Origin of the sequence: Salinivibrio sharmensis (assembly GCF_001995985.1) — a bacterium.
GTDB classification, from domain to species: Bacteria; Pseudomonadota; Gammaproteobacteria; order Enterobacterales; family Vibrionaceae; genus Salinivibrio; species Salinivibrio sharmensis.
Genome location: NZ_MUFC01000006.1, coordinates 199,860 through 219,458 on the forward strand (window position 1 = coordinate 199,860; position 19,599 = coordinate 219,458).

At 48.6% G+C, this 19,599-nt stretch carries 19 protein-coding genes; 5 read left to right on the forward strand and 14 right to left on the reverse strand.

Annotated elements, in window-relative coordinates:
* The first annotated feature begins 213 nt into the window (after positions 1 to 213).
* From BZG74_RS08210 to gspS2, 3 genes are all read left to right on the forward strand, one after another.
* On the forward strand, positions 214 to 2,337 hold the full coding sequence (locus tag BZG74_RS08210) for a plasmid pRiA4b ORF-3 family protein (protein WP_077772141.1): 2,124 nt from the start codon (positions 214 to 216) through the stop codon (positions 2,335 to 2,337).
* A gap of 152 nt (positions 2,338 to 2,489) precedes the next feature.
* The gene (locus BZG74_RS08215) at positions 2,490 to 2,810 is read left to right on the forward strand and encodes a YciI family protein (protein ID WP_077772142.1); all 321 of its coding nucleotides are present in this window, start codon (positions 2,490 to 2,492) and stop codon (positions 2,808 to 2,810) included.
* Complete coding sequence (gspS2, locus tag BZG74_RS08220; RefSeq protein WP_077772144.1) at positions 2,801 to 3,178, forward strand: type II secretion system pilot lipoprotein GspS-beta; 378 nt, start codon at positions 2,801 to 2,803, stop codon at positions 3,176 to 3,178. Before BZG74_RS08215 ends, gspS2 begins: the two co-directional genes overlap by 10 nt.
* On the opposite strand, the gene BZG74_RS08225 is transcribed toward gspS2, so the two are convergent.
* From BZG74_RS08225 to BZG74_RS08270, 10 genes are all read right to left on the reverse strand, one after another.
* A complete protein-coding gene (locus tag BZG74_RS08225) occupies positions 3,171 to 3,839 on the reverse strand; it encodes a TIGR01621 family pseudouridine synthase (RefSeq protein ID WP_077772180.1) in 669 nt (222 codons plus the stop codon). The genes gspS2 and BZG74_RS08225 overlap by 8 nt on opposite strands.
* Positions 3,840 to 4,033: 194 nt before the next feature.
* Positions 4,034 to 5,038: a substrate-binding domain-containing protein gene (locus tag BZG74_RS08230; RefSeq protein ID WP_077772145.1), complete on the reverse strand. Its 1,005-nt coding sequence runs from the start codon at positions 5,036 to 5,038 to the stop codon at positions 4,034 to 4,036.
* Positions 5,039 to 5,072: 34 nt separating this feature from the next.
* Entirely contained in the window at positions 5,073 to 6,002 is a 930-nt protein-coding gene (rbsK, locus tag BZG74_RS08235; RefSeq protein WP_077772146.1) for a ribokinase, read from the reverse strand.
* A gap of 82 nt (positions 6,003 to 6,084) precedes the next feature.
* Positions 6,085 to 6,978, reverse strand: a complete 894-nt coding sequence (gene rbsB, locus BZG74_RS08240; protein ID WP_077772147.1) for a ribose ABC transporter substrate-binding protein RbsB — start codon at positions 6,976 to 6,978, stop codon at positions 6,085 to 6,087.
* Between the two features lie 143 nt (positions 6,979 to 7,121).
* Positions 7,122 to 8,111, reverse strand: a complete 990-nt coding sequence (gene rbsC / locus BZG74_RS08245; protein WP_077458573.1) for a ribose ABC transporter permease — start codon at positions 8,109 to 8,111, stop codon at positions 7,122 to 7,124.
* Entirely contained in the window at positions 8,108 to 9,613 is a 1,506-nt protein-coding gene (gene rbsA / locus BZG74_RS08250; protein WP_077772148.1) for a ribose ABC transporter ATP-binding protein RbsA, read from the reverse strand. Before rbsA ends, rbsC begins: the two co-directional genes overlap by 4 nt.
* 23 nt (positions 9,614 to 9,636) lie before the next feature.
* Positions 9,637 to 10,056 carry a D-ribose pyranase gene (gene rbsD / locus BZG74_RS08255; RefSeq protein WP_077772150.1) on the reverse strand — a complete coding sequence of 140 codons (420 nt, stop codon included), beginning with the start codon at positions 10,054 to 10,056 and terminating at the stop codon, positions 9,637 to 9,639.
* A 599-nt stretch (positions 10,057 to 10,655) separates the two neighbouring features.
* Complete coding sequence (locus BZG74_RS08260) at positions 10,656 to 10,880, reverse strand: hypothetical protein (protein WP_077772151.1); 225 nt, start codon at positions 10,878 to 10,880, stop codon at positions 10,656 to 10,658.
* A gap of 327 nt (positions 10,881 to 11,207) precedes the next feature.
* Positions 11,208 to 11,504, reverse strand: coding sequence for a type II toxin-antitoxin system RelE/ParE family toxin (locus BZG74_RS08265; protein ID WP_077772153.1), 297 nt, complete (start codon positions 11,502 to 11,504; stop codon positions 11,208 to 11,210).
* Complete coding sequence (locus BZG74_RS08270; RefSeq protein ID WP_077772154.1) at positions 11,504 to 11,758, reverse strand: type II toxin-antitoxin system ParD family antitoxin; 255 nt, start codon at positions 11,756 to 11,758, stop codon at positions 11,504 to 11,506. The genes BZG74_RS08265 and BZG74_RS08270 overlap by 1 nt, the downstream gene beginning before the upstream one ends.
* Before the next feature lie 460 nt (positions 11,759 to 12,218).
* Here BZG74_RS08270 and galE point away from each other — a divergent pair, with 460 nt between their 5' ends.
* A complete protein-coding gene (galE, locus tag BZG74_RS08280; RefSeq protein WP_077772156.1) occupies positions 12,219 to 13,232 on the forward strand; it encodes a UDP-glucose 4-epimerase GalE in 1,014 nt (337 codons plus the stop codon).
* Positions 13,233 to 13,595: 363 nt separating this feature from the next.
* On the opposite strand, the gene BZG74_RS08285 is transcribed toward galE, so the two are convergent.
* Together BZG74_RS08285 and metK are read right to left on the reverse strand one after the other, a co-directional pair.
* Positions 13,596 to 14,288 (reverse strand): class I SAM-dependent methyltransferase, encoded by a 693-nt coding sequence (locus BZG74_RS08285; protein WP_077772157.1) that lies wholly within the window; start codon positions 14,286 to 14,288, stop codon positions 13,596 to 13,598.
* Positions 14,289 to 14,449: 161 nt separating this feature from the next.
* Positions 14,450 to 15,610 (reverse strand): methionine adenosyltransferase, encoded by a 1,161-nt coding sequence (metK, locus tag BZG74_RS08290; RefSeq protein ID WP_077772158.1) that lies wholly within the window; start codon positions 15,608 to 15,610, stop codon positions 14,450 to 14,452.
* A gap of 280 nt (positions 15,611 to 15,890) precedes the next feature.
* On the opposite strand from metK, the gene BZG74_RS08295 reads away from it, so the two are divergent.
* Positions 15,891 to 17,138, forward strand: a complete 1,248-nt coding sequence (locus BZG74_RS08295; RefSeq protein WP_077772159.1) for an O-antigen ligase family protein — start codon at positions 15,891 to 15,893, stop codon at positions 17,136 to 17,138.
* A 454-nt stretch (positions 17,139 to 17,592) separates the two neighbouring features.
* Here BZG74_RS08295 and BZG74_RS08300 read toward each other — a convergent pair whose 3' ends face one another.
* Positions 17,593 to 18,252, reverse strand: coding sequence for a glycosyltransferase family 32 protein (locus BZG74_RS08300; RefSeq protein WP_235605726.1), 660 nt, complete (start codon positions 18,250 to 18,252; stop codon positions 17,593 to 17,595).
* 39 nt (positions 18,253 to 18,291) lie between these two features.
* Positions 18,292 to 19,596, reverse strand: coding sequence for an O-antigen ligase family protein (locus BZG74_RS08305; RefSeq protein ID WP_077772161.1), 1,305 nt, complete (start codon positions 19,594 to 19,596; stop codon positions 18,292 to 18,294).
* Between the last annotated feature and the right edge of the window lie 3 nt (positions 19,597 to 19,599).

Consider the following 19,599-nt stretch of genomic DNA (forward strand, 5'->3'; position numbering starts at 1 on the left):
CAGTAACAGGAAGGTAAAGAGACATTCAGGTTTGATTTTAGAGCTTGTTGGGACAGGCACATTCGCAATACTGATAATTGTCCCAGATGGCTCGGTTCGATCGATACCAGACATATCATACGTGCAGTGTCTGTCCCAACAAAAGGCAGTCGTGTTTCAGAGTGATTTTTTGTACGCTTAACCAATTAATTAATCTCAACCTAGGCCAAGAATATGGAACTGCCACCTTCTGCGCAAGCGCTCCTTGAGGCTATCCAGCACAACATGTCCATTGCCGACATCAGCCGAGAACAACACCAGCTAATAAACGGTTCACCTGAGTCGTTTATTGCCGCTCTACCGATTGGTCTATCACTATCAAAGACATTCGACGAACGCCAAGAAGTGCTTTTTGTCGATTACTTTTCACAAATGGCCAATGACCTACGTATTTATTCACGTAGTAATGACGTCTCTGAAATCATCAATATCGCGAATGAAATACTCACTAACGCACTTGAGCTAGACGATACTCAAATTAACTTGGTGCTTACCAGAGAAATCATCAGATGCATGAAACACCTTAAACTGCATGTCGACGATGCGATCATTATGAAAGTGCGTGAGCGCAGTCAGCAGCCGATCACTAAGCAACAAGAACAATTGGCACAAGACCCTGAAAAGGTTACCGAGCATCTCATCGCGGATCTCAATAAATTCGGCGTAGACACTGGGCTTGCTTTTTGTCAGTTTGTGGGCGGTGAGCTTATCTTTTTCACCGAACAGGAAGTTCAAGGGCTGCTCACGATGATAAGCCATCAACCTTGGTCAATTGATGCGCTTTTGCTTTTAAGCCTCAATGCCGATCCTAAGATCGCCAACACCGCAGCGAGTGTACTCAGTAGCCTTCCAGCAAAAAGATGGGAGTCCCTTGGTCAGCGTCAATACCTAACCCTGATCCAGCGCTTTGGTCACGATAGCGTAAAAAATCACCTACCAGCGTGGCAAAAATCAGCCATGCAATACGGCAAACAAACCGAACAACATCAGGTGACTGAGCTTTGTCTGTCCTATCCAGACGGCAACCACGCCATACTATTTAATGGGCTCCTCATCAACCCAACAACTAAACATGCGCATGTTTTCGGGGGCGTCTTTCGCTTAGGTTTTGGTTTAGTGGATAGCTACTTTGATGCCAATCCCGTCGACACCGTGCAATATAAAAAAATGACCGCAGAAATGGACAGCACTGTTGAAGCTATTCAATGCGACCCCGGTATCTTGCGACACATACTTTGTTGGGCCCTAGACGAACAGCATGAGGCCTTCGAGCCTGACACGCTACATATGCTTGCGCTTTTCCCGTCACAATGGACCGAGCCGCAACCGTTCTCATTAGATAACCTTGCCTCCACGTGCAATTTCCCAGGTGAACATCCGGATGTGATAGCACGAGGACACCTATCCAGCAAACTGTTAGTCAATATACCATTGGTAGAGACATGGACGATCGCTGAATCGATCGACCCAGCCCTGGAGACCATACGCAAAGTCCGGAACCGCTATTATCTCGAACACCCTGAACCCTATATCAAAGCACTCGCGTTGAGTGGGCTGATCACGCATTACAGCAAACAAGAAAGCACACCATTCTCACCGAGCAACCTATTTATATTTGCCGCAGCGTATGCGTTGCAAGCACCTGATCGCATGAGAAAAACCTTTCCGCTTTTCGACCAGCTCACAGAGCTGAGTATACAACAGCAAGCGGAGTATCATCCGATGGCGCACGGCCCGCAGGAAATAGAACGCCCCCAAGGCATCGTACTGCACATTGAGCTCGATAATAGCCGTCCCAAAATATGGCGCCGTTTTACCATTTCAAACGCCTTACCTTTTATCGCGCTACACGATTACATTCAGGCTATTATGGGTTGGGAGCACCAACACCTTGCTATGTTCATCACACCCTTGGGTCATATTGACCTTGACGATGAATCCGATACCCAAGCGGCGTATTTACCCATTGGGGCAGTACTGCAAGACCCCGGAGACACCATCGCATATGTGTATGATTTTGGCGATGACTGGCGCCACACCATCACCCTTGAGAAACTGAATACCCGCAATTACACGCAGCCTAAAGTCACGGCAGGTAATGGCACATGCCCGCCAGAAGACTGCGGCGGTATAGACAGATACAAAGACCTACTAAAACTCTCAAGACGCGCACTACTCAGCGACGGGGAGCGAGAGATCCTGGACCTCTTTAACATGCAGAACTGGGACGCAAAGTACTTTGATAAAAACGAAGTGAATCAGAGATTAAAAGAAGAAGTACCACCTATTTTCGACTAAGTAAATCGCGGGACAGACACTTTAGATGCTAGAGCGTCTGTCCCAATAAGCGACTAAAGTGCCTGTCCACCAATACACTCACTAATACACTGTACTCAGAAATCTGGACTCTGTATCCTAGTGGCTATAAACATCTATCAAGGACAATAACGATGTGGTACCTCATCTACTCTCAAGACGTTGATAACAGCCTACCGCTACGCAAGCAAGCGCGCGACGCACACCTTGAGCGCTTACACCAACTGGAAAAAGAAAACCGCTTGATGATTGCCGGACCAAACCCTGCCGTTGATAGTGACGAGTTGGGTGAAGCTGGGTTTACAGGATCAACCGTTATCGCTTGGTTTGAGTCATTATCAGCCGCCCAAGCCTGGGCCGACAAAGACCCTTATGTTGCCGCTGGCGTCTATGCAGACGTGACCGTTAAACCTTTCAAAAAAGTGCTTCCTCAGGATCCTGTCCAATGCGATTAGTAAAAGTATTGATGGTGACAGGCCTTGGGCTAATACTGAGTGCATGTAGCAGCACCCAGCATGATCAAGCCGCAGAAGCCGCAACCCAACGTGCAGACATGATTGCACAGTTACTGCCGATGGATATTGAAGGCTACTCACTGGTTCGCGCTCGTGCGCAAGATGCCATCATCGAGCTGACGCTTCTGGAGAAGAATGCCAAAAAAGCACCGGGGCAGCTCTTTTCCGGCTTAAAGCGTCGTTATTGCGAGGATAACGATATCCGCAATATGTTAGACAGTGGCATCAGCTATACCATTTTGGTTCGCGACACCCGCGGCCGACAAATCCTCAAAAACGCTATCGATGCCCCCGGGTGTGCTAGCTAATTAAATGCCAAGGCTGCTCCCACTCTACCGGTAAGGTTGGCCACAACTCGCCTTGGCTCGGTGGCAGCACATAGTTGTAGCGTGTTTCAGGCTGCTCGTCGGAAAAACGACAGGTAAATTGCAGCCCATAAGCGTGTAAGTAGCCACGATCGGCAGGCTCACCACCATAGTAATCATCACCGATGAGTGGAGAGCCGATGCTTTTCATCGCCACACGAATTTGATGGGTTTTGCCTGTGTAGGGCCGACAGAGAAAAAGTCGCCGCCCCTCACCACCAGCAATAGAGGTAAAACGCGTTCTCGCCGGGTTATCTTTGCTGGCTAACAATTTCCAGCTACCTCGCCGTCCCTTCGTCATATCCCCAACGATCAGCCCCTGCTTCTTACGCGGCTTTTTCGCACTTAATGCCAAATAGAATTTTTCTATCTCGCGCGAAGCAAACAACCCTGAGAGGACAGACGCCGCATGAGAAGAGGTTGCCAGCAGCAGCAAGCCCGATGTCATCTTGTCTAACCGATGCACAAGGTAGACTTTCTCAACCCCAATGTGTGCCGCCACCGCCGGTAGAAGTGCCGCGTGATCGGCTTCTTTTTGCACGCTAACACCGTGGTGCTTATTGATCACTACAAAGTGTTGGTTTTGGTCGACAATTGAAAACATAACGAGGCGATTTACTGGTTGGCCATTGAGGACAGGTATCATAACGGCTTCACTCCTGCGCCGCTAGGGTAATCATATAAGTGACTGTCCCCCGAGTGTTCATTATAAAGGTGTCTGTCCCGTTAGTTCCGTTAGCTTAAAGAGCTTAAAGTGCCTGTCCCCGATAGGTCCGATAGTTATAGCTCGCCCAATAGCTATACCCGCTTCACACTCTCGCGCACCACTAACGTTGGCTCAAGCTGCACGGTTTGGCTGTCACTTTGAGGGTCATCCAGTTTGTGGAGTAGTGTTTCGACAGCTGCTTGACCGAGACGATACTTGGGCTGGTGAATAGTGGTCAGCGAGGGAGAGACAAATTTTGCCAGGTGAATGTCATCGTATCCCATGATAGAAAGCTCCTCGGGTACCCGAATGCCGAGTTCATTGGCAGCATTGATCGCACCCATCGCCATCATGTCATTACCTGCAAAAATCGCGCTCGGCAAGGAGCCGCTCGCGGCGATCGCTTGCATGCCTTGATAGCCGCCCTCACACTCAAAATCCGCTTCTACCATCCAGTCGGCGTTCTCAGTAAGTCCAGCATCGCGCAGCGCATCTTTAAAGCCTTGAAAACGGCGCTGTGCTTGTTGTTTAAGCAAAGGACCACTGATACAACCAATCTGGCGGTGGCCACAGTCAATCAAGTGCTGGGTCGCTAGATAGCCGCCTTGATAAGAATTGTCTTGAATTTTATCGCAGGCAAAATCAATCGGTCCCCAATCCATCACCACCACGGGAATATCCGGATAACGATCAAAGCCTTCAATCCGCTCACCTTCCAACGTCGAGCACATTAGAATCAAGCCATCGACCCGCTTTTGCAACAGCGTATCAATTGAAGCACGCATACGCTCAGCGTCACCTTCCGTGTTGCATAAAATCAAACTGTAGCCATTGTGGTAACAGCTACGCTCGACGCCTTTTACTACTTCGCCAAAAAACGGGTTGGTGGAAGTGGTCACCAGCATGCCAAAGGTTTTAGTGCGATTCACTTTTAAGCTGCGCGCCAGTGCCGACGGAGCGTAATAGTTAAGCTCTTTCGCGGCTTGGTTTACCTTCTCAGCGATGGCCTCACTCACATAACGGGTGTTGTTAATGACATGACTGACCGTCGATGTCGACACGCCCGCCCGTTTGGCAATATCTTTCATGGTCGCCATTTATCGCGCTCCACTGACTAAGGTGAAATAAGGATTAAGCATCTTGGTGGGCCAAAAATGCCTCAACATTTGCACGAGAAGGAATCGAGGTTTGTGCGCCACGCTGGGTCACGGATAATGCCGCTGCGGCATGCGCAAAGCGAATCGCCTGATAAAGTGTCTGTCCCTCTATCAGTCCTGTCACCAATGCCCCATTAAAGGTATCGCCAGCGGCAGTGGTATCGACAGCATCGACACGGAACCCAGGAATAAGCTGGCCCGCTTGTTCGCCTTGTTTACTCAGCCACACGCCTTGCTTACCGAGAGTAATCAGTACAATTCCTACCCCTTTTTCGTGAAGCACGTCCGAAGCCGCTTGGGCACTGGTTGTGTCTGTCACTGCGATACCGGTCAGACTTTGGGCTTCCGTTTCATTTGGGGTGATAATATCGACCGCGGCAAGAAGCGCGTCGCTCAGTGGTGCGGCTGGGGCGGGATTAAGCACCACGTGAGTCTTTGCCGCTTTGGCATGAAACGCCGCCTTTTCGATGCCACACATCGGCGTTTCTAACTGCATCAGCAAATAGTCAGCGTCGGCTATCTTGGCAAGATCGGCGGTAATAGCCTCTGCGGTCAAAGCCGCATTGGCTTCTGCCGAGAGCGCAATACTGTTCTCGCCCTGATCAGTGACTTGGATCATCGCAATCCCAGTCGGTGTATTCGCCTGCACCTTCACCGCACTCACATTCATCCCTTCTTGCGCGTAAGATTGACGAATATTTTGTCCATATGCGTCATCACCCACGCTGGCGATAAACGCGACATCGGCACCGCAACGCACCGCCGCGACCGCTTGATTGGCCCCTTTCCCACCGGCAATTACGGCATAATCGTGGCCGTGTAATGTCTCGCCCGGACGCGGAAAGTGAGGGACACGTAAAACATGATCAGCATTGACGCTGCCAAGAACAACCAATCGGCTCATTACTATTCCTTACCGTTTTTAAATCAAAAAAGCACCACCCAGTGCGAACCCGATGGTGCTCACTATACGTTTCCCTGACGGCTTATTCAGCGATCGTTTCTTGGCTAATCACTTTTAGCGGCACAGGGATGTAGCTGTCTACCGACTCGCCTTTCAGCACTTTATCCGCGGTTTCGACACCCAGCTCGCCAATCATACCCGGTTGCTGGGCAATGGTTGCTGCCAGATGACCACGTTCAACGGCTGCAATACCATCTTTGGTGCCATCAAAACCGACAATGGTGACATCTTTGCCTGATGCCTGCACCGCGCGCAATGCGCCAAACGCCATTTCATCGTTCTGGGCGAATACCGCTTCCACATCTGGGTGTGCGGCAAGCAGGTTTTCCATCACATTCAGGCCTTTGGTGCGGTCAAAATCCGCCGGCTGACTGGCGAGTAGCTCAACGTCGGTACCTTCAATGGCATCCATAAAGCCTTCACCACGCTCGCGTGCGGCTGACGTGCCGGCAATACCCTCAAGTTGGATCACTTTGGCACGCTCACCGACTTTGCCGATGATGTATTCCGCCGCCATTTTACTCCCTTGGGCGTTATCAGAAGCAATATGACTCACCACTTCCCCACGGCTCGCGCCACGGTCTAGGGTGATAACCGGGATGTCCGCGCGATTTGCAATACGAATGGCGTTCGAGACCGCGTCGGAGTCAGTCGGATTGATCAAAATGGCTTTAACGCCACGGATGGTTAAATCCTCCACATTCGACAACTCTTTACTGGCGTCGTTTTGCGAATCAAGCACCAAGAGCTCATAACCAAGATCTTGCGCTTTCTGCTCCGCGCCCTCTTTCATGGTGACAAAAAATGGGTTGTTTAAGGTTGAAACCACGATTGCCATTCTATCTTCCGCTTGCGCACTAATGCTCAGCGTTGACGACAGTAGCGCAGTGGTGATCAAGGTAGTCAGTTTTTTCATGCGTTCAGTCCTTTTGTGTTTGTAGGGTATTGTTTTTAATTGCTAATTCAACAGAAATAAAAGTGTCTGTCCTGCCAACTTAAAGTGCCTGTCCCAACAAGCTCTGCAAAAAGCGCTGTCTCAAAAAGCGCTGTCTCAAAAAGCTATTTGTTTTTGTTATCCACCAGCACGGCGAGCAGAATCACCACCGCTTTGGCAATCATTTGGTAGTAAGACGACACGTCCAGCAAGTTGAGGGCGTTGTTCAAAAATCCGATAATCAGCGCACCAATCAATGTGCCCATGATCTTGCCTTTACCGCCCATCAAGCTGGTGCCGCCCAGCACCACCGCGGCAATCGCATCAAGCTCATAGCCAGTACCGGCAGTCGGTTGTCCGGAGGACAGGCGCGAGGTGACGATGATCCCTGCCAGCGCCGCGAGCATGCCACACAGGCTATACACGCCCACCTTGATTCGGTCGACATTAATGCCCGATAACCGCGCCGCCGATTCATTGCCACCGAGTGCGTAAATATAACGGCCAAAACGGGTGTGATTGAGCAGATACCAAGCGCCGATAAACACGATAGCCATCAACCACACGGGGACAGGAATGCCCAACAGGTAGCCGGTACCAAACCAGGCAAACGCATCGGCGGTATCAGTAAAGCCCGTTGAGATGGGACGACCATCGGTATACACCATGGTGACACCGCGATAGAGAGTCATAGCTACCAAGGTAGCAATAAACGCCTGTACCTTGCCTTTGGCCACTACGACGCCTGTCATGGCACCAATCGCCGCGCCTGCAAACAAGGCGGTAGGTACCGCCACTAACACGGGCACCTCAACCGCAATCAAACTTGCGGCAAACGCGCCACACAGCGCCAACACCGAGCCAACACTCAAGTCGATACCCGCGGTTAAAATCACCAATGTCATCCCCACGGCAATAATGGCGTTTACCGAGGTTTGACGCAGGATGTTAAGCAGGTTGTCGACCATGAAAAAGTTGCTGTTTAAAAATGACATCACCACGATCAGCACCAACAGGGCGATGAGCGATTTCTGCTCAATCAACCACGCTTTGCTGAATAGGGGTTTGCGTCCATCTTCTGACGGCTGGGACTTATTCATTGCATTCTCGCTCATGCTGCATCCTCATTGGCATCTTTGCCTACCGCACAGGCAAGCAGAGTTTCTTGGTTAGCGTCTTTGGCATCAAACTCACCGCATACGCGGCCTTCATGCATCACTAGGATGCGGTCGCTCATGCCAAGCACTTCGGGCATTTCTGACGACACCAAGATGATGCTCATGCCCTCGGCTTTAAATTGGTTAATTAGCTGATAAATCTCTTTTTTGGCACCGACATCGACACCCCGAGTCGGCTCATCCAAGATCAGCACTTTTGGTTTGGTCATCAGCCCTTTAGCGATCGCCACTTTCTGCTGATTCCCGCCCGATAAGTTGCCAATGATTTGCTCGCGGGTGGGGGTTTTGATGTTAAAAAGACGGATAAAATCATCCACTGCCATCACTTCATCGCGCGGCTGTATTTTGCCCCAATGGGTGAGCTTATCGAGTGCACTGAGCGACATGTTGTCTTTCACCGATAAACCCAGCACCAAGCCCTCACCTTTGCGGTCTTCAGAGATGTAAGCAATGCCGTTGGCCAGCGCATCTTGTGGACTTACGGGGTTAATCACCTTGCCATCAAGCCGAATAACGCCGGCTTCACGCGGCATGGCGCCATAGATAATTTTCATTAACTCCGTGCGCCCGGCGCCCATCAGGCCCGATACACCCAGAATTTCACTACGGTGTAGCTGAAAACTCACCGCTTCCACCCCGTGGCCGCTGACATTTTCCACCTCAAGGCTTATCCCATCAGGGGTGACATCGCTTCGCGGGTATTGTTCGGCGAGTTTGCGGCCCACCATCATTTCAATCAGGCCGTCTTCATCGGTATCACTCACGGGACACTCACCAATAAACTTGCCATCACGTAACACGGTGATCCGATCGCAAATCTCAAAAATTTCTTTTAGTCGGTGAGAGATATAAACAATGCCGCAGCCTTGCGCTCGCAGCTCGTTGATCACCGCAAACAGAGAGGCGGTTTCGGTGTCGGTCAAAGCATCGGTCGGCTCATCCATAATTATCACCTGCGACTCAAACGACAGCGCTTTGGCAATTTCCACCATTTGCTGCTCACCCAAGCTCAGGCTGCCAAGTGGCGTGGTGCCGCTTGCTTTCACATTTAAACGCGCCAACAGCTTATCGGCTTCTTCAGCCATCTTGGTCCAGTCAATCTTGCCAAACCGGTTAGTAAACTCGCGACCCAAAAAGATGTTTTCGGCAATGGTCAGCTCTGGGATCAAATTGAGCTCTTGGTGAATAATACTGATCCCCGCTTGCTGCGAATCACGCGGACCTTTAAACGAGACCGGCTCACCTTGATAGTTCACGTCACCACTGTCGGCGTGATAAATCCCGGTGAGTACCTTCATCAAAGTGGACTTTCCCGCGCCATTTTCACCGAGTAGCGCCATTACCTCGCCGGGATACACATTTAAGCTCGCCTCATCGAGGGCGCGCACCCCGGGAAAGGTTTTTACGACTTGGCGGAGTTGTAAGATAGGTTGCGTCATTGTGGTTACTCGCTTAGGCCCACCTAAAAGGTGACACCGGCTTGAAAAATCACATTGGCATAAGGCGTGCACTCTCCGGTGCGCACCACCGCTTTGCTATGCACCGTGCGTGCTTTAAACGCCTCGTGGCTGATCGTGGTCACAGTGATCGGATGCTGACGCGCTGCACTCTCTTGCTCCAATCGCGCAAGCAAGGCTTGGTGTAGCGCGGGGCTGACCGCTGCAAGCTCTTCTGCAATCACCACCGATTCAATACAGGTGTGAGCTAACACCGCCTCGACCGTCTGCATAAAGCTTGGCACCCCTTGGGTTAGCGCCAAATCGATTCGCGACACCGAGTTGGGGATCGGTAACCCCGCATCACACACCGTCAATTCATCAGTGTGTCCGATTTGGGTTACGAGCTGTGCAAGCTCTGGATGGAGCAAACCATGCTTATTCATTCATCACCTTCTCACTCACGATGGACTTAATCAGCACTCACTGTGCGCTGGCACGTTTTCTTGTGATCAACGTTTTCTCTGAGGAAACGCTATCGAAACGTTTCGATATGGATTAATAATGCAGATGAAAGAAAAATTTCACCATCTGTAAACATCACAGATGTGAGAGGGATCGACTATTGATATTGGAATCATTAATAAAGAGAGGGGAAGATCACATTAGGGGGAGAGACTAGAAAGATCCTAGGGTCCGAGGGACGGAATACGGAATACGGAATACGGAATACGGAATACGGAATACGGAATACGGAAAAAGCGTATCGTGCCTGGCCCTTTAGATAAAGTTCCTAGGTCCTAGGTCCTAGGCACTGCTTCCTGCTCTTCTCAGTATTCTGTAAGCGAAGCGCTCCGTATTCAAGCTACCGAATACTGATGACGGAATACCGAGTACAGAAAAAGCAAAAGCGCAGATGCGAGCACAGTCTGCTCTTTCCCGTATTCTGTATGCGCAGCACTCCGTATTCAAGATCCCGAATACCGATGACGGAATACCGAGTACAGAAAAAGCAAGTCCCCGATGCGAGCGCGATCTGCTCTATCTAGTCTCTTGACTCTAGAAGCGAAGCCTCTCGGCTCTCTTCCTTCTCCGGTTGCTCACTCAAACCCGGCACCGCTTGGCAAAACGTGCACTCTTCATTATCCACCGAGGAACCGCCCAACTCGACGTAGCGAACACGATGACTCGCTTTGCCTCGGTTAGCCGACACCGCAAACCGCCGCTGGTCACGCTCGGGAATGGTCTTTTCTGTGTCACGCTCAGCCATGGGTTGTCTCCTTTAAATACTGAGAACTACTCTGCTGTATGTTAATGGATTAGCCATAACTAGACTAACCAAAAGTGCCTGTCCTCGATAACTCCGCCTACGCCATGGCACCACCGAAATAAAAACCAAGCGTAGGTCGGACAAGCGCCAGCACGATGTAAGCCTCGCTCCTCGATATAACGGGCGCGCCTCCGACATTGATGATTAAAATTGGCACTGATCGTGACAGGCGCCCGGTGACATGGTGCATTATTGTTGACATGGTGCTGGGGCTTATGTCACCTCCGCCAATAGCACCACCAAAAGTCCCGATAAATTACTAACTAGCTAATCCAGAAGTCTTTCAGGTGCGTCCATGTCCTCGTGCAGCACACGAACAACGAGTACCTCCGACTCAAATACTTGATAGAAAACAGCGTGATGCTCGACCTGCAATCTTCGACACCCAGAAAAAACATAGGCGTAGTTCGCGCCGAGTGATGGATGATTAATCAGCTGTTTCATGCCGGTCTCAAGCTGATCTAGATATTTATCTGCCTGATCAGCACCCCATTTTTCGCAGGTATATACCCAAATTCCAATGAGATCGGATTCGGCCTTCGGCGTGACGCTCAGCTTAAGCACTAATCAGCCGCCTTCATCCGTTGACGGCCAGTTGCCTTGATAGCCGATACATCGAGTGCCTTAGGTTTCCCGCTTGACTCACCCTCAGCGAGAGCCTTCCTCAGCACGGCAATACGTTCTTGAGCCTGCTGATCTCGACGGATGAGGTAACGGATATACTCACTGTCATTGCCAAACTGACCGCTTTCAATCTGGCTTTTCACCCAACAGTCTTGTTGTTCAGTCAGCGTAATGGTTTTCCGATGCATGCTCATATCTGGCCATCCTAAGATATCACGGGTATGACAATATCATACCACCCGACTGCGCCGAATCAATTACTGCTTCTTATCGACTCGCGTCTTGAGACACAAGCACCAATGGCACCATTGGCATAGGTCGGCATAAGCGCCAGCACAATGTAAATCATGAATACCCAAGCCGGCCGCGCGCCCGTTGCACGGCGCCATCGGACATCAAAGCCAAAGTTGGCGCCAGTGTTAAAATTGGTGCTGATCGTGACAGGCACTGCTTTTCGCTCTTCCCCGTATTCTGTAAGCGAAGCGCTCCGTATTCCCATTCACGAATACAGATGACGGAATACAGAGTACAGAAAAGCAAGAGCGCCGATACGAGCACCCGGGTTATCTTTCCCGGCTCTTCCCATATCCCCCCGCATTCAGTATTCTGTCGTTCTTATTTACCAACCTTGATAACAAACTAGGCAGTTCGACCATGAAGGTACTCGTCACCGGTGGCACAGGGTATATTGGCAGCCACACTTGCATTCAACTGATCAAACAAGGCCATACGCCGGTCGTTATCGATAACCTATGTAATAGCAAAGAAATGGTGCTCGATCGCATTGAGCAAGTCACTGGCGCGCGACCGGCTTTTATGCAAGGTGATATTCGCGACAGTGCGTTCTTAAAGAAGGTATTTGCTGAATACAGCATTGACAGTGTGATCCACTTTGCCGGATTAAAAGCCGTGGGTGAGTCGGTTGAAAAGCCACTGAAATACTACGACAACAATGTCTCCGGCACTCTAAACCTGGTGCGTGAAATGCAAGCGGCTAACGTCAAATCGCTCATTTTCAGCTCATCTGCCACCGTTTATGGTGATCCCGCATCGGTGCCAATCAAAGAAGACTTCCCCACCTCGGCGACTAACCCCTATGGCCGAAGCAAGTTGATGGTGGAAGAATGCCTGCAGGATTTTCACCATGCCAATCCAGATTGGAGCATTACTTTGCTGCGTTACTTTAACCCGGTCGGTGCACATGAATCTGGCTTACTGGGTGAAGATCCACAAGGCACACCCAATAACTTGCTGCCTTTTGTGGCACAAGTGGCGGTGGGCCGACGAGAAAAGTTAGGCGTGTTTGGTAATGATTACCCCACTCCCGACGGCACCGGCGTACGTGATTATATTCACGTGGTGGATCTGGCCGATGGGCATTTAGCCGCGCTGGATAAAATGGCTCATCAACCTGGCACTCATATCTTTAACCTCGGCACCGGCCAAGGCAACAGTGTGCTAGAGATGGTGCATGCCTTTGAAGCCGCGGCGAAGCGCTCGATCCCTTACGAGATTAAACCCCGCCGCGCCGGCGACATCGCCGAATGCTACGCTGATCCGGCTTATGCAAAAGCGACATTAGGCTGGACCGCCACACGCGATCTGCAAACCATGGTAAAAGACACCTGGCGCTGGCAGTCGAAGAACCCGAATGGGTATTGGGATTAGAGACTAGAGACTAGAGACTAGAGACTAGAGACTAGAAAGATCCTAGGTTCTAGGGGACAGAATACGGAATACGGAATACGGAATACGGAATACGGAATACGGAAAAAGCGTATCGTGCCTGGGTCTGTCGATAAAGTTCCTAGGGCCTAGGATCCTAGGTCCTAGGACCTGCTTTCCGCTTTTCGCTCTTCCCCGTATTCCGTAAGCGAAGCGCTCTGTATTCCCATTCACGAATACCGATGACGGAATACAGAGCACAGAAAGAGCAAGAGCCCCAACGCAAGCACGATCTATTCTGTTTAGGCTCTAGTTTCTAGAAGCGAAGCGTCTCGTCTCTTTCCCGTACTCAAAACCCTGAACGCTTTATTTACCCCGTTTACTCGCCATTATAAATAGCTTTCTGCCCAACAATGCTGTTTTACTATTCTGTCTTTGCACCGTTGGAGAGTTCCCGAAGCGCTTTTTAGCTAATGAACGAATTAATGGTGCTAAGAAGTACCAAATTTTTGATGATGACTGCAGTTTATCTGTTCTGAAAGTGGCAATCTCAAAACCACACATAGAAAGCATCCAGGTATACCTATCCAAAGAAAACGGGGATATATGTTGTTCGGCAGGTGAGCGAACAAAAGGCTCTAAAGGACCGAATGAATAACCATAGCCAGTTAATAAAAAACTTAGTCTATATTTAAGAGACAGAATGTTTGGTGTAGAAAAAACGTACTTTCCGTTAGGTTTCAGAACTCGGTTCACGTTTGTGAAAAAGCCGCTATGATTCTCAATATGTTCGATAACTTCGATAGATAACACTAAATCGAATGTACCAGCTTCATAAGGCAAGTCGCCATTAGCATCAACTTCTAGGCACTCAATATCAGCAACCTTAAAATTGTTAGCATCAATATCACACGCGCACACTTGATACCCAGCTTGTTTCAATTTTAAGGAAAGAGACCCCTGTCCCGCTCCAATATCAAGGATTTTTGTGCTTGCTGGCTCAGGAAACGTATCTTTTACAAACTTTAAAACAGTGTCATGCGTACCTGAAACTGCCATTTATTGTGGGACCATAGTATTCGGAACCTTGCTAGCCATCTGAAAAAGAAGGGATTGTACGACACCCTTTTTATCAAGTCGAGTATAGGCTCAAAAGTGCCTGCCCCGGTAGGCAAAGCCTAAGTTTCTAGAGCCTAGTCTCTTACTTACCTAGAGCCGTTTTAAGCTTTCCCCAGCTTGGCAAATTCACGCAATAGGTCTGCTTTGTCGGTTTTCTCCCATGGGAAAATTTCGCGACCAAAATGGCCATACGCCGCAGTTTGCTTATAAATAGGTTGCAGCAAGTCGAGCATTTCTTGTAGGCCATACGGACGTAGATCGAAGTGCTCACGAACGGCTTTAATAATCACCTCTGGCGCCACTTTTTCAGTGCCAAAAGTTTCGACCATGATAGACGTTGGCTCGGCCACACCAATGGCGTACGACAATTGAATCTCACAGCGGTCAGCAAGGCCAGCTGCGACGATGTTTTTCGCTACATAACGTGCGGCGTAGGCGGCAGAACGATCCACTTTTGATGGATCTTTGCCTGAGAATGCCCCGCCACCGTGACGAGCTGCGCCACCGTAGGTATCCACGATAATTTTACGGCCGGTTAAACCACAGTCTCCCATCGGGCCACCAATCACAAAGCGACCCGTTGGATTAATAAAGAATTTAGTCTCTTTAGTGAGCCATTCTGCAGGCAGAACCGGTTTGATAATTTCTTCCATGACCGCTTCGCGGAGATCGTCGGTTGAAATGCTGTCGCAATGTTGTGTTGACAGCACCACGGCGTCAATGCCCGCAATCTTGCCGTTGTCGTAGGCGAAAGAGACCTGGCTTTTTGCATCAGGACGTAGCCAATCTAAGGTGCCATCTTTACGCACTTGCGCTTGGCGCTCAACCAAACGGTGTGAGTAAGTAATAGGGGCTGGCATCAGTACATTGGTTTCATTGGTGGCAAAACCAAACATAATCCCTTGATCGCCGGCACCTTGATCTTTGGGATCAGCGCGGTCAACGCCTTGGTTTATATCAGGCGATTGTTTGCCAATGGTGTTCAATACTGCACAAGAATTGGCATCAAAACCCATATCGGAATGGACGTAACCAATATCGCGTACCGTTTGGCGAGTGAGCTCTTCAATATCAACCCAGGCTGAGGTCGTCACTTCCCCGCCTACCATGACCATTCCGGTCTTCACGTAGGTTTCGCAGGCAACGCGCGCTTTGGGATCTTGCTCAAGAATGGCATCCAAGACCGCATCAGAAATCTGATCGGCGATTTTATCAGGATGGCCTTCAGAGACGGACTCTGAGGTAAACAGGTGCTTAGCCATGTGACACTCTCATTGGTAATTAAGGGAAGTAACAGCACGTAATAACTCATACCATCAACGATTTAAGAAGCTTTAACTTCTAGACGGCTATTCTATTCGCAATGATAATAAATGCAAATTTGTCGCTCCGTATTCAAAATCTCAAATACAGATGATTGAACGCCACTCCCATGAGAGTTGAGACCTTAGGCGCTTCCTCGCTTTGGGCTATTCCTGTATGATGCAACCGCATTTCTGCAACATGCCATTCATAAAAAAATAGAAGACAGAGGAAAGGATCTTGCTGCTTACTTCTCGCCAACGGCTCACCAGCTTATTGTGTTTGATTTACTTCACCACCTTGCTTATCACGCCCGACTCGTACAAATATGGCGCGATTTTATTGGCGGTCACCGCTCTGATAATGTTGCCGAGTACGTGGCAGGCGCTAAAAACACGCCCCGCTATACTGATTAGTGGCTCATTGGTGCTCTACTTTGTGGTCACACTCGCCTTTGCCCTACCGGGAGAGCATTATACGCAACTGGATATGCCCAGTCGTGTTTTGCTCGCCATCATGATTTTTGCATTGCTCTTGAAGTATCCGCCTGAGCTTAAATCCGTTTTTTACGGCTGCGCGATTGGTGCCGCTTTGGTAGGAGTTATTGCACTGTATCAGCATTATATGCTCGATATTCGTGCGCTTTCGACTGGCGGCTTTATGCCGATCCAAGTTGCGGGCATGGCCGCAAGCCTGAGTGTGTTTAGCATTTTCGCCTATATCTATAGCTGTCAGCGAACATTACCGACCTTAAAGACCATCGCCTTTTTAGGCATCACCCTAGGATTTATCGCCACACTGCTCAGTGGCGGGCGTGGCTCTTGGGTGATTACTCCTTTTGTCGCTTTGTGGGCAGTGATTTACTACCGAAAACACTTTAGCTCGCGAGACTATCTGGCCATCGCCACCAGCGTTGTTCTGATTGTGGTCACTGCCGTTATCCCTGCACTAGATAGAGCTGGTTTAGTTTTTGCTGAATTGGATGACTACCAACAAATTCAACGCACTGAAATGGCCGATACGGACACACAACGCACGCCCAGCGTGACCAGCTCTTCAGGTGTGCGAGTCGAGCTATGGAAAACGGCCTTATATTTATTTGCTGATAACCCCATCACAGGAACTGGCTATAGCCAATTTACATCCGCTAGAGAGGTATTGGTTGAAAAAGGCCAGGTTGATCCTATCGTGATGGACTTTAGTCGTGCCCACAACCAGTTGTTAGAAGAACTACAAGTCAAAGGATTGATTGGCGGATTAACCTTGATTGTGTTAATCGCAGCGCCTTGGTTAGCAACCAGAAAAACTAACACAGGCGACACGCCAGACAAACATTTTGCCACCATAATGCTGCGCAGCCATCTTATCCTGATTGCTGGCTATATGCTGACGCAACATTACCTTAACCACCACTCCGGCATTTTGTTTTTCTCACTTGGGGTGGTGATATTCGCGAGCATAGCGTTGAGGGCAGAAGCTAGAGACTAGAGGCTAGAGGCTAGAAAGAGCTTAGGGAACTGAATACGGAATACGGAAAAAGCGTATCGTGCCTGGCCTTGCTCTTCTCCGTATTCTGTATAAGCGAAGCGCTCTGTATTCAAGATCCCGAATACAGATTACTGAATACAGAGTACAGAAAGAGCAAAAGCGCCGATGCGAGCACAAGACCGCTCTTCTCCGTATTCCGTATTCAAGTTTTTAAATACAAAGTACAGAAAGAGCAGAGCCCCGATGCAAGCAAGATCTGCTCTATCTAGTTTCTAGTCTCTAGAAGCGAAGCGTCTCTTTCCCGTATTCTGTAAGCGAAGCGCTCTGTATTCAAGATCCCGAATACCGATGACGGAATACAGAGTACAGAAAGAGCAAGAGCCCAATGCAAGCACGATCTGCTCTATCGAGTTTCTAGCCTCTAGAAGCGTCTTGTCTCGTCTTCTCATTTTGCTTATTTTTTTGATTTAAATCGAAACAAGTACTTCTGGTGCACATAAAGTTTACCCCAAAAGCCTAGATGCTTCGTTTTTAGGTAGACTTCTTTCTTTGGGTTTTTCCAGCTATGTTGAAACCAATGGACTAAATAAGATTTTGATGAGAAATCAGGTAACACTCCATCACCATCATAAAAATAGAAGCACTCTTTATCAAACAGTTTCACTCTATGCTCAAAGCCTGATTTATATTGATGCCGAGACACGATTTCTGTCATGATCTTCGGACCCATAAAGAGAGGGGATGTCAGAACTTCATTTTCGTAAAAGGTAATGGCATCTTTGAGTACAGTCGAATGAGGTAGTGCAAATATCACCGCGGTGCCGATATTCTCATTATCTTCATAGCCCACTCCAAACTCATAACCACTAAATAAATCAAACGGATTACGTCTAATCGTCACATCGGTATCTAAATATAACCCGCCATGCTTGGCTAATACTTTGAGTCTCAAATAGTCACTCACAAACGCGTACAACCCACGCGAGAAGCATTCTTTTGCAAACTGACAGTTATTTATCCATGTGAGTATTTCTGTATCTTTTTCCGTCCAAACCTTTACATCGTAACCTTGTTTTCGCCAATCATCCACGCAAGCAAGCGCGAGTGGTGACATCTTATTCCCTAGCCAAACAGCATGTATTTTAGTAAACATTTAAAGCCCCACTTCTTTTTTATCATTGTAAATCATGGATAGAATCATTGCAGCCACTGAATTAAAAATGAACTCACCAGATTTAAAGGTTAAAAAGGACTCAAAAAGATTAATGACCATGAAGAAACTAACAAAGCCTACAGTCAGAGACGCGCACCGCATTGTTTGACTTTGACTCATACCTCTTTTTAATAAGCTGTAAATACTAACCATAAAAATCATTAATCCTACTATCCCATAGTTCACTAGGGTGTCGATATAACCATTATGTAAGTGGGTAAAGTCCTTTTTTACAAACGCTGGCATCACTTCAGAAGATGAGATGACCAAGGCTCTGCCATTTTGGCCGAGACCCAACAGTGGGTTCTCTTTAATCCATGCGAATGATTCGGACCATAAGTGAACACGAATACCGATACTTGAGAAAGGAATATTGTCTAAGTCCAATGACAACAAAGCCAATACCACGTCTTTTTCATCCATTATTCGATCGTTAATAATAGGAATTTGGGCAATAATGATGGCTGAAAAACCGGTCAAAACTACCATGATGAACAATGTTATTGCAGGACTAAACGCATACCGCCGATACACATACGCCCATGCCATCAACCCCAGACTAATCACCAGTGCAAGCCATGACTGCCGAGACTGTGTGAAAACGAGCATCATCAAAGAAATAGTGGTAAAAAGAATAAGCATGATATTAATAGACGTTCGGGTAGCTCCGAAAAATGCAGAGCTATTTCGTTGTTTCACCCAAAAGCTAATTGCAACGATGACCGCTGCTCCCAGGAGCGCTGCTGGATGATTTGCATTGACATACGAAAAATCAACACGTTGACCATTGAGTCCGCGAGTAATCTCATTCACCATATCCGGCGCATAAGAGTACATGGTTAATAACACACCGAGGCAAAATGCAATCATAAAGCTATTAATATACACTTTGTCATGCCTTATCCAATAGGCAACGAAAAGAAAAAAATAGAAGTTAAAAATAGCACCTAAGTCGGGAGTTGAACTTACTATACTTGGATGTTCAAACAGGGCGTTAAACCAACTAAAAAAAGGGGTGATGACAGCCAACACCATCAACCATACGAGCGGTTCTTTTGTAGCTTTTCTCCTATTGATATAAATTGAGACAAGCGTTCCTAAAATAACAAGCGTTTGAAATATATCACCAACCCATCGATAAGATGTTTTAAATAACGCATAACCTACGCAACAAGCAATCATAAAAACAACAACTGCCCGATTGTTTTGGGACAGCTGGACGCTCCATGCAATATTCCTCTTCATGCC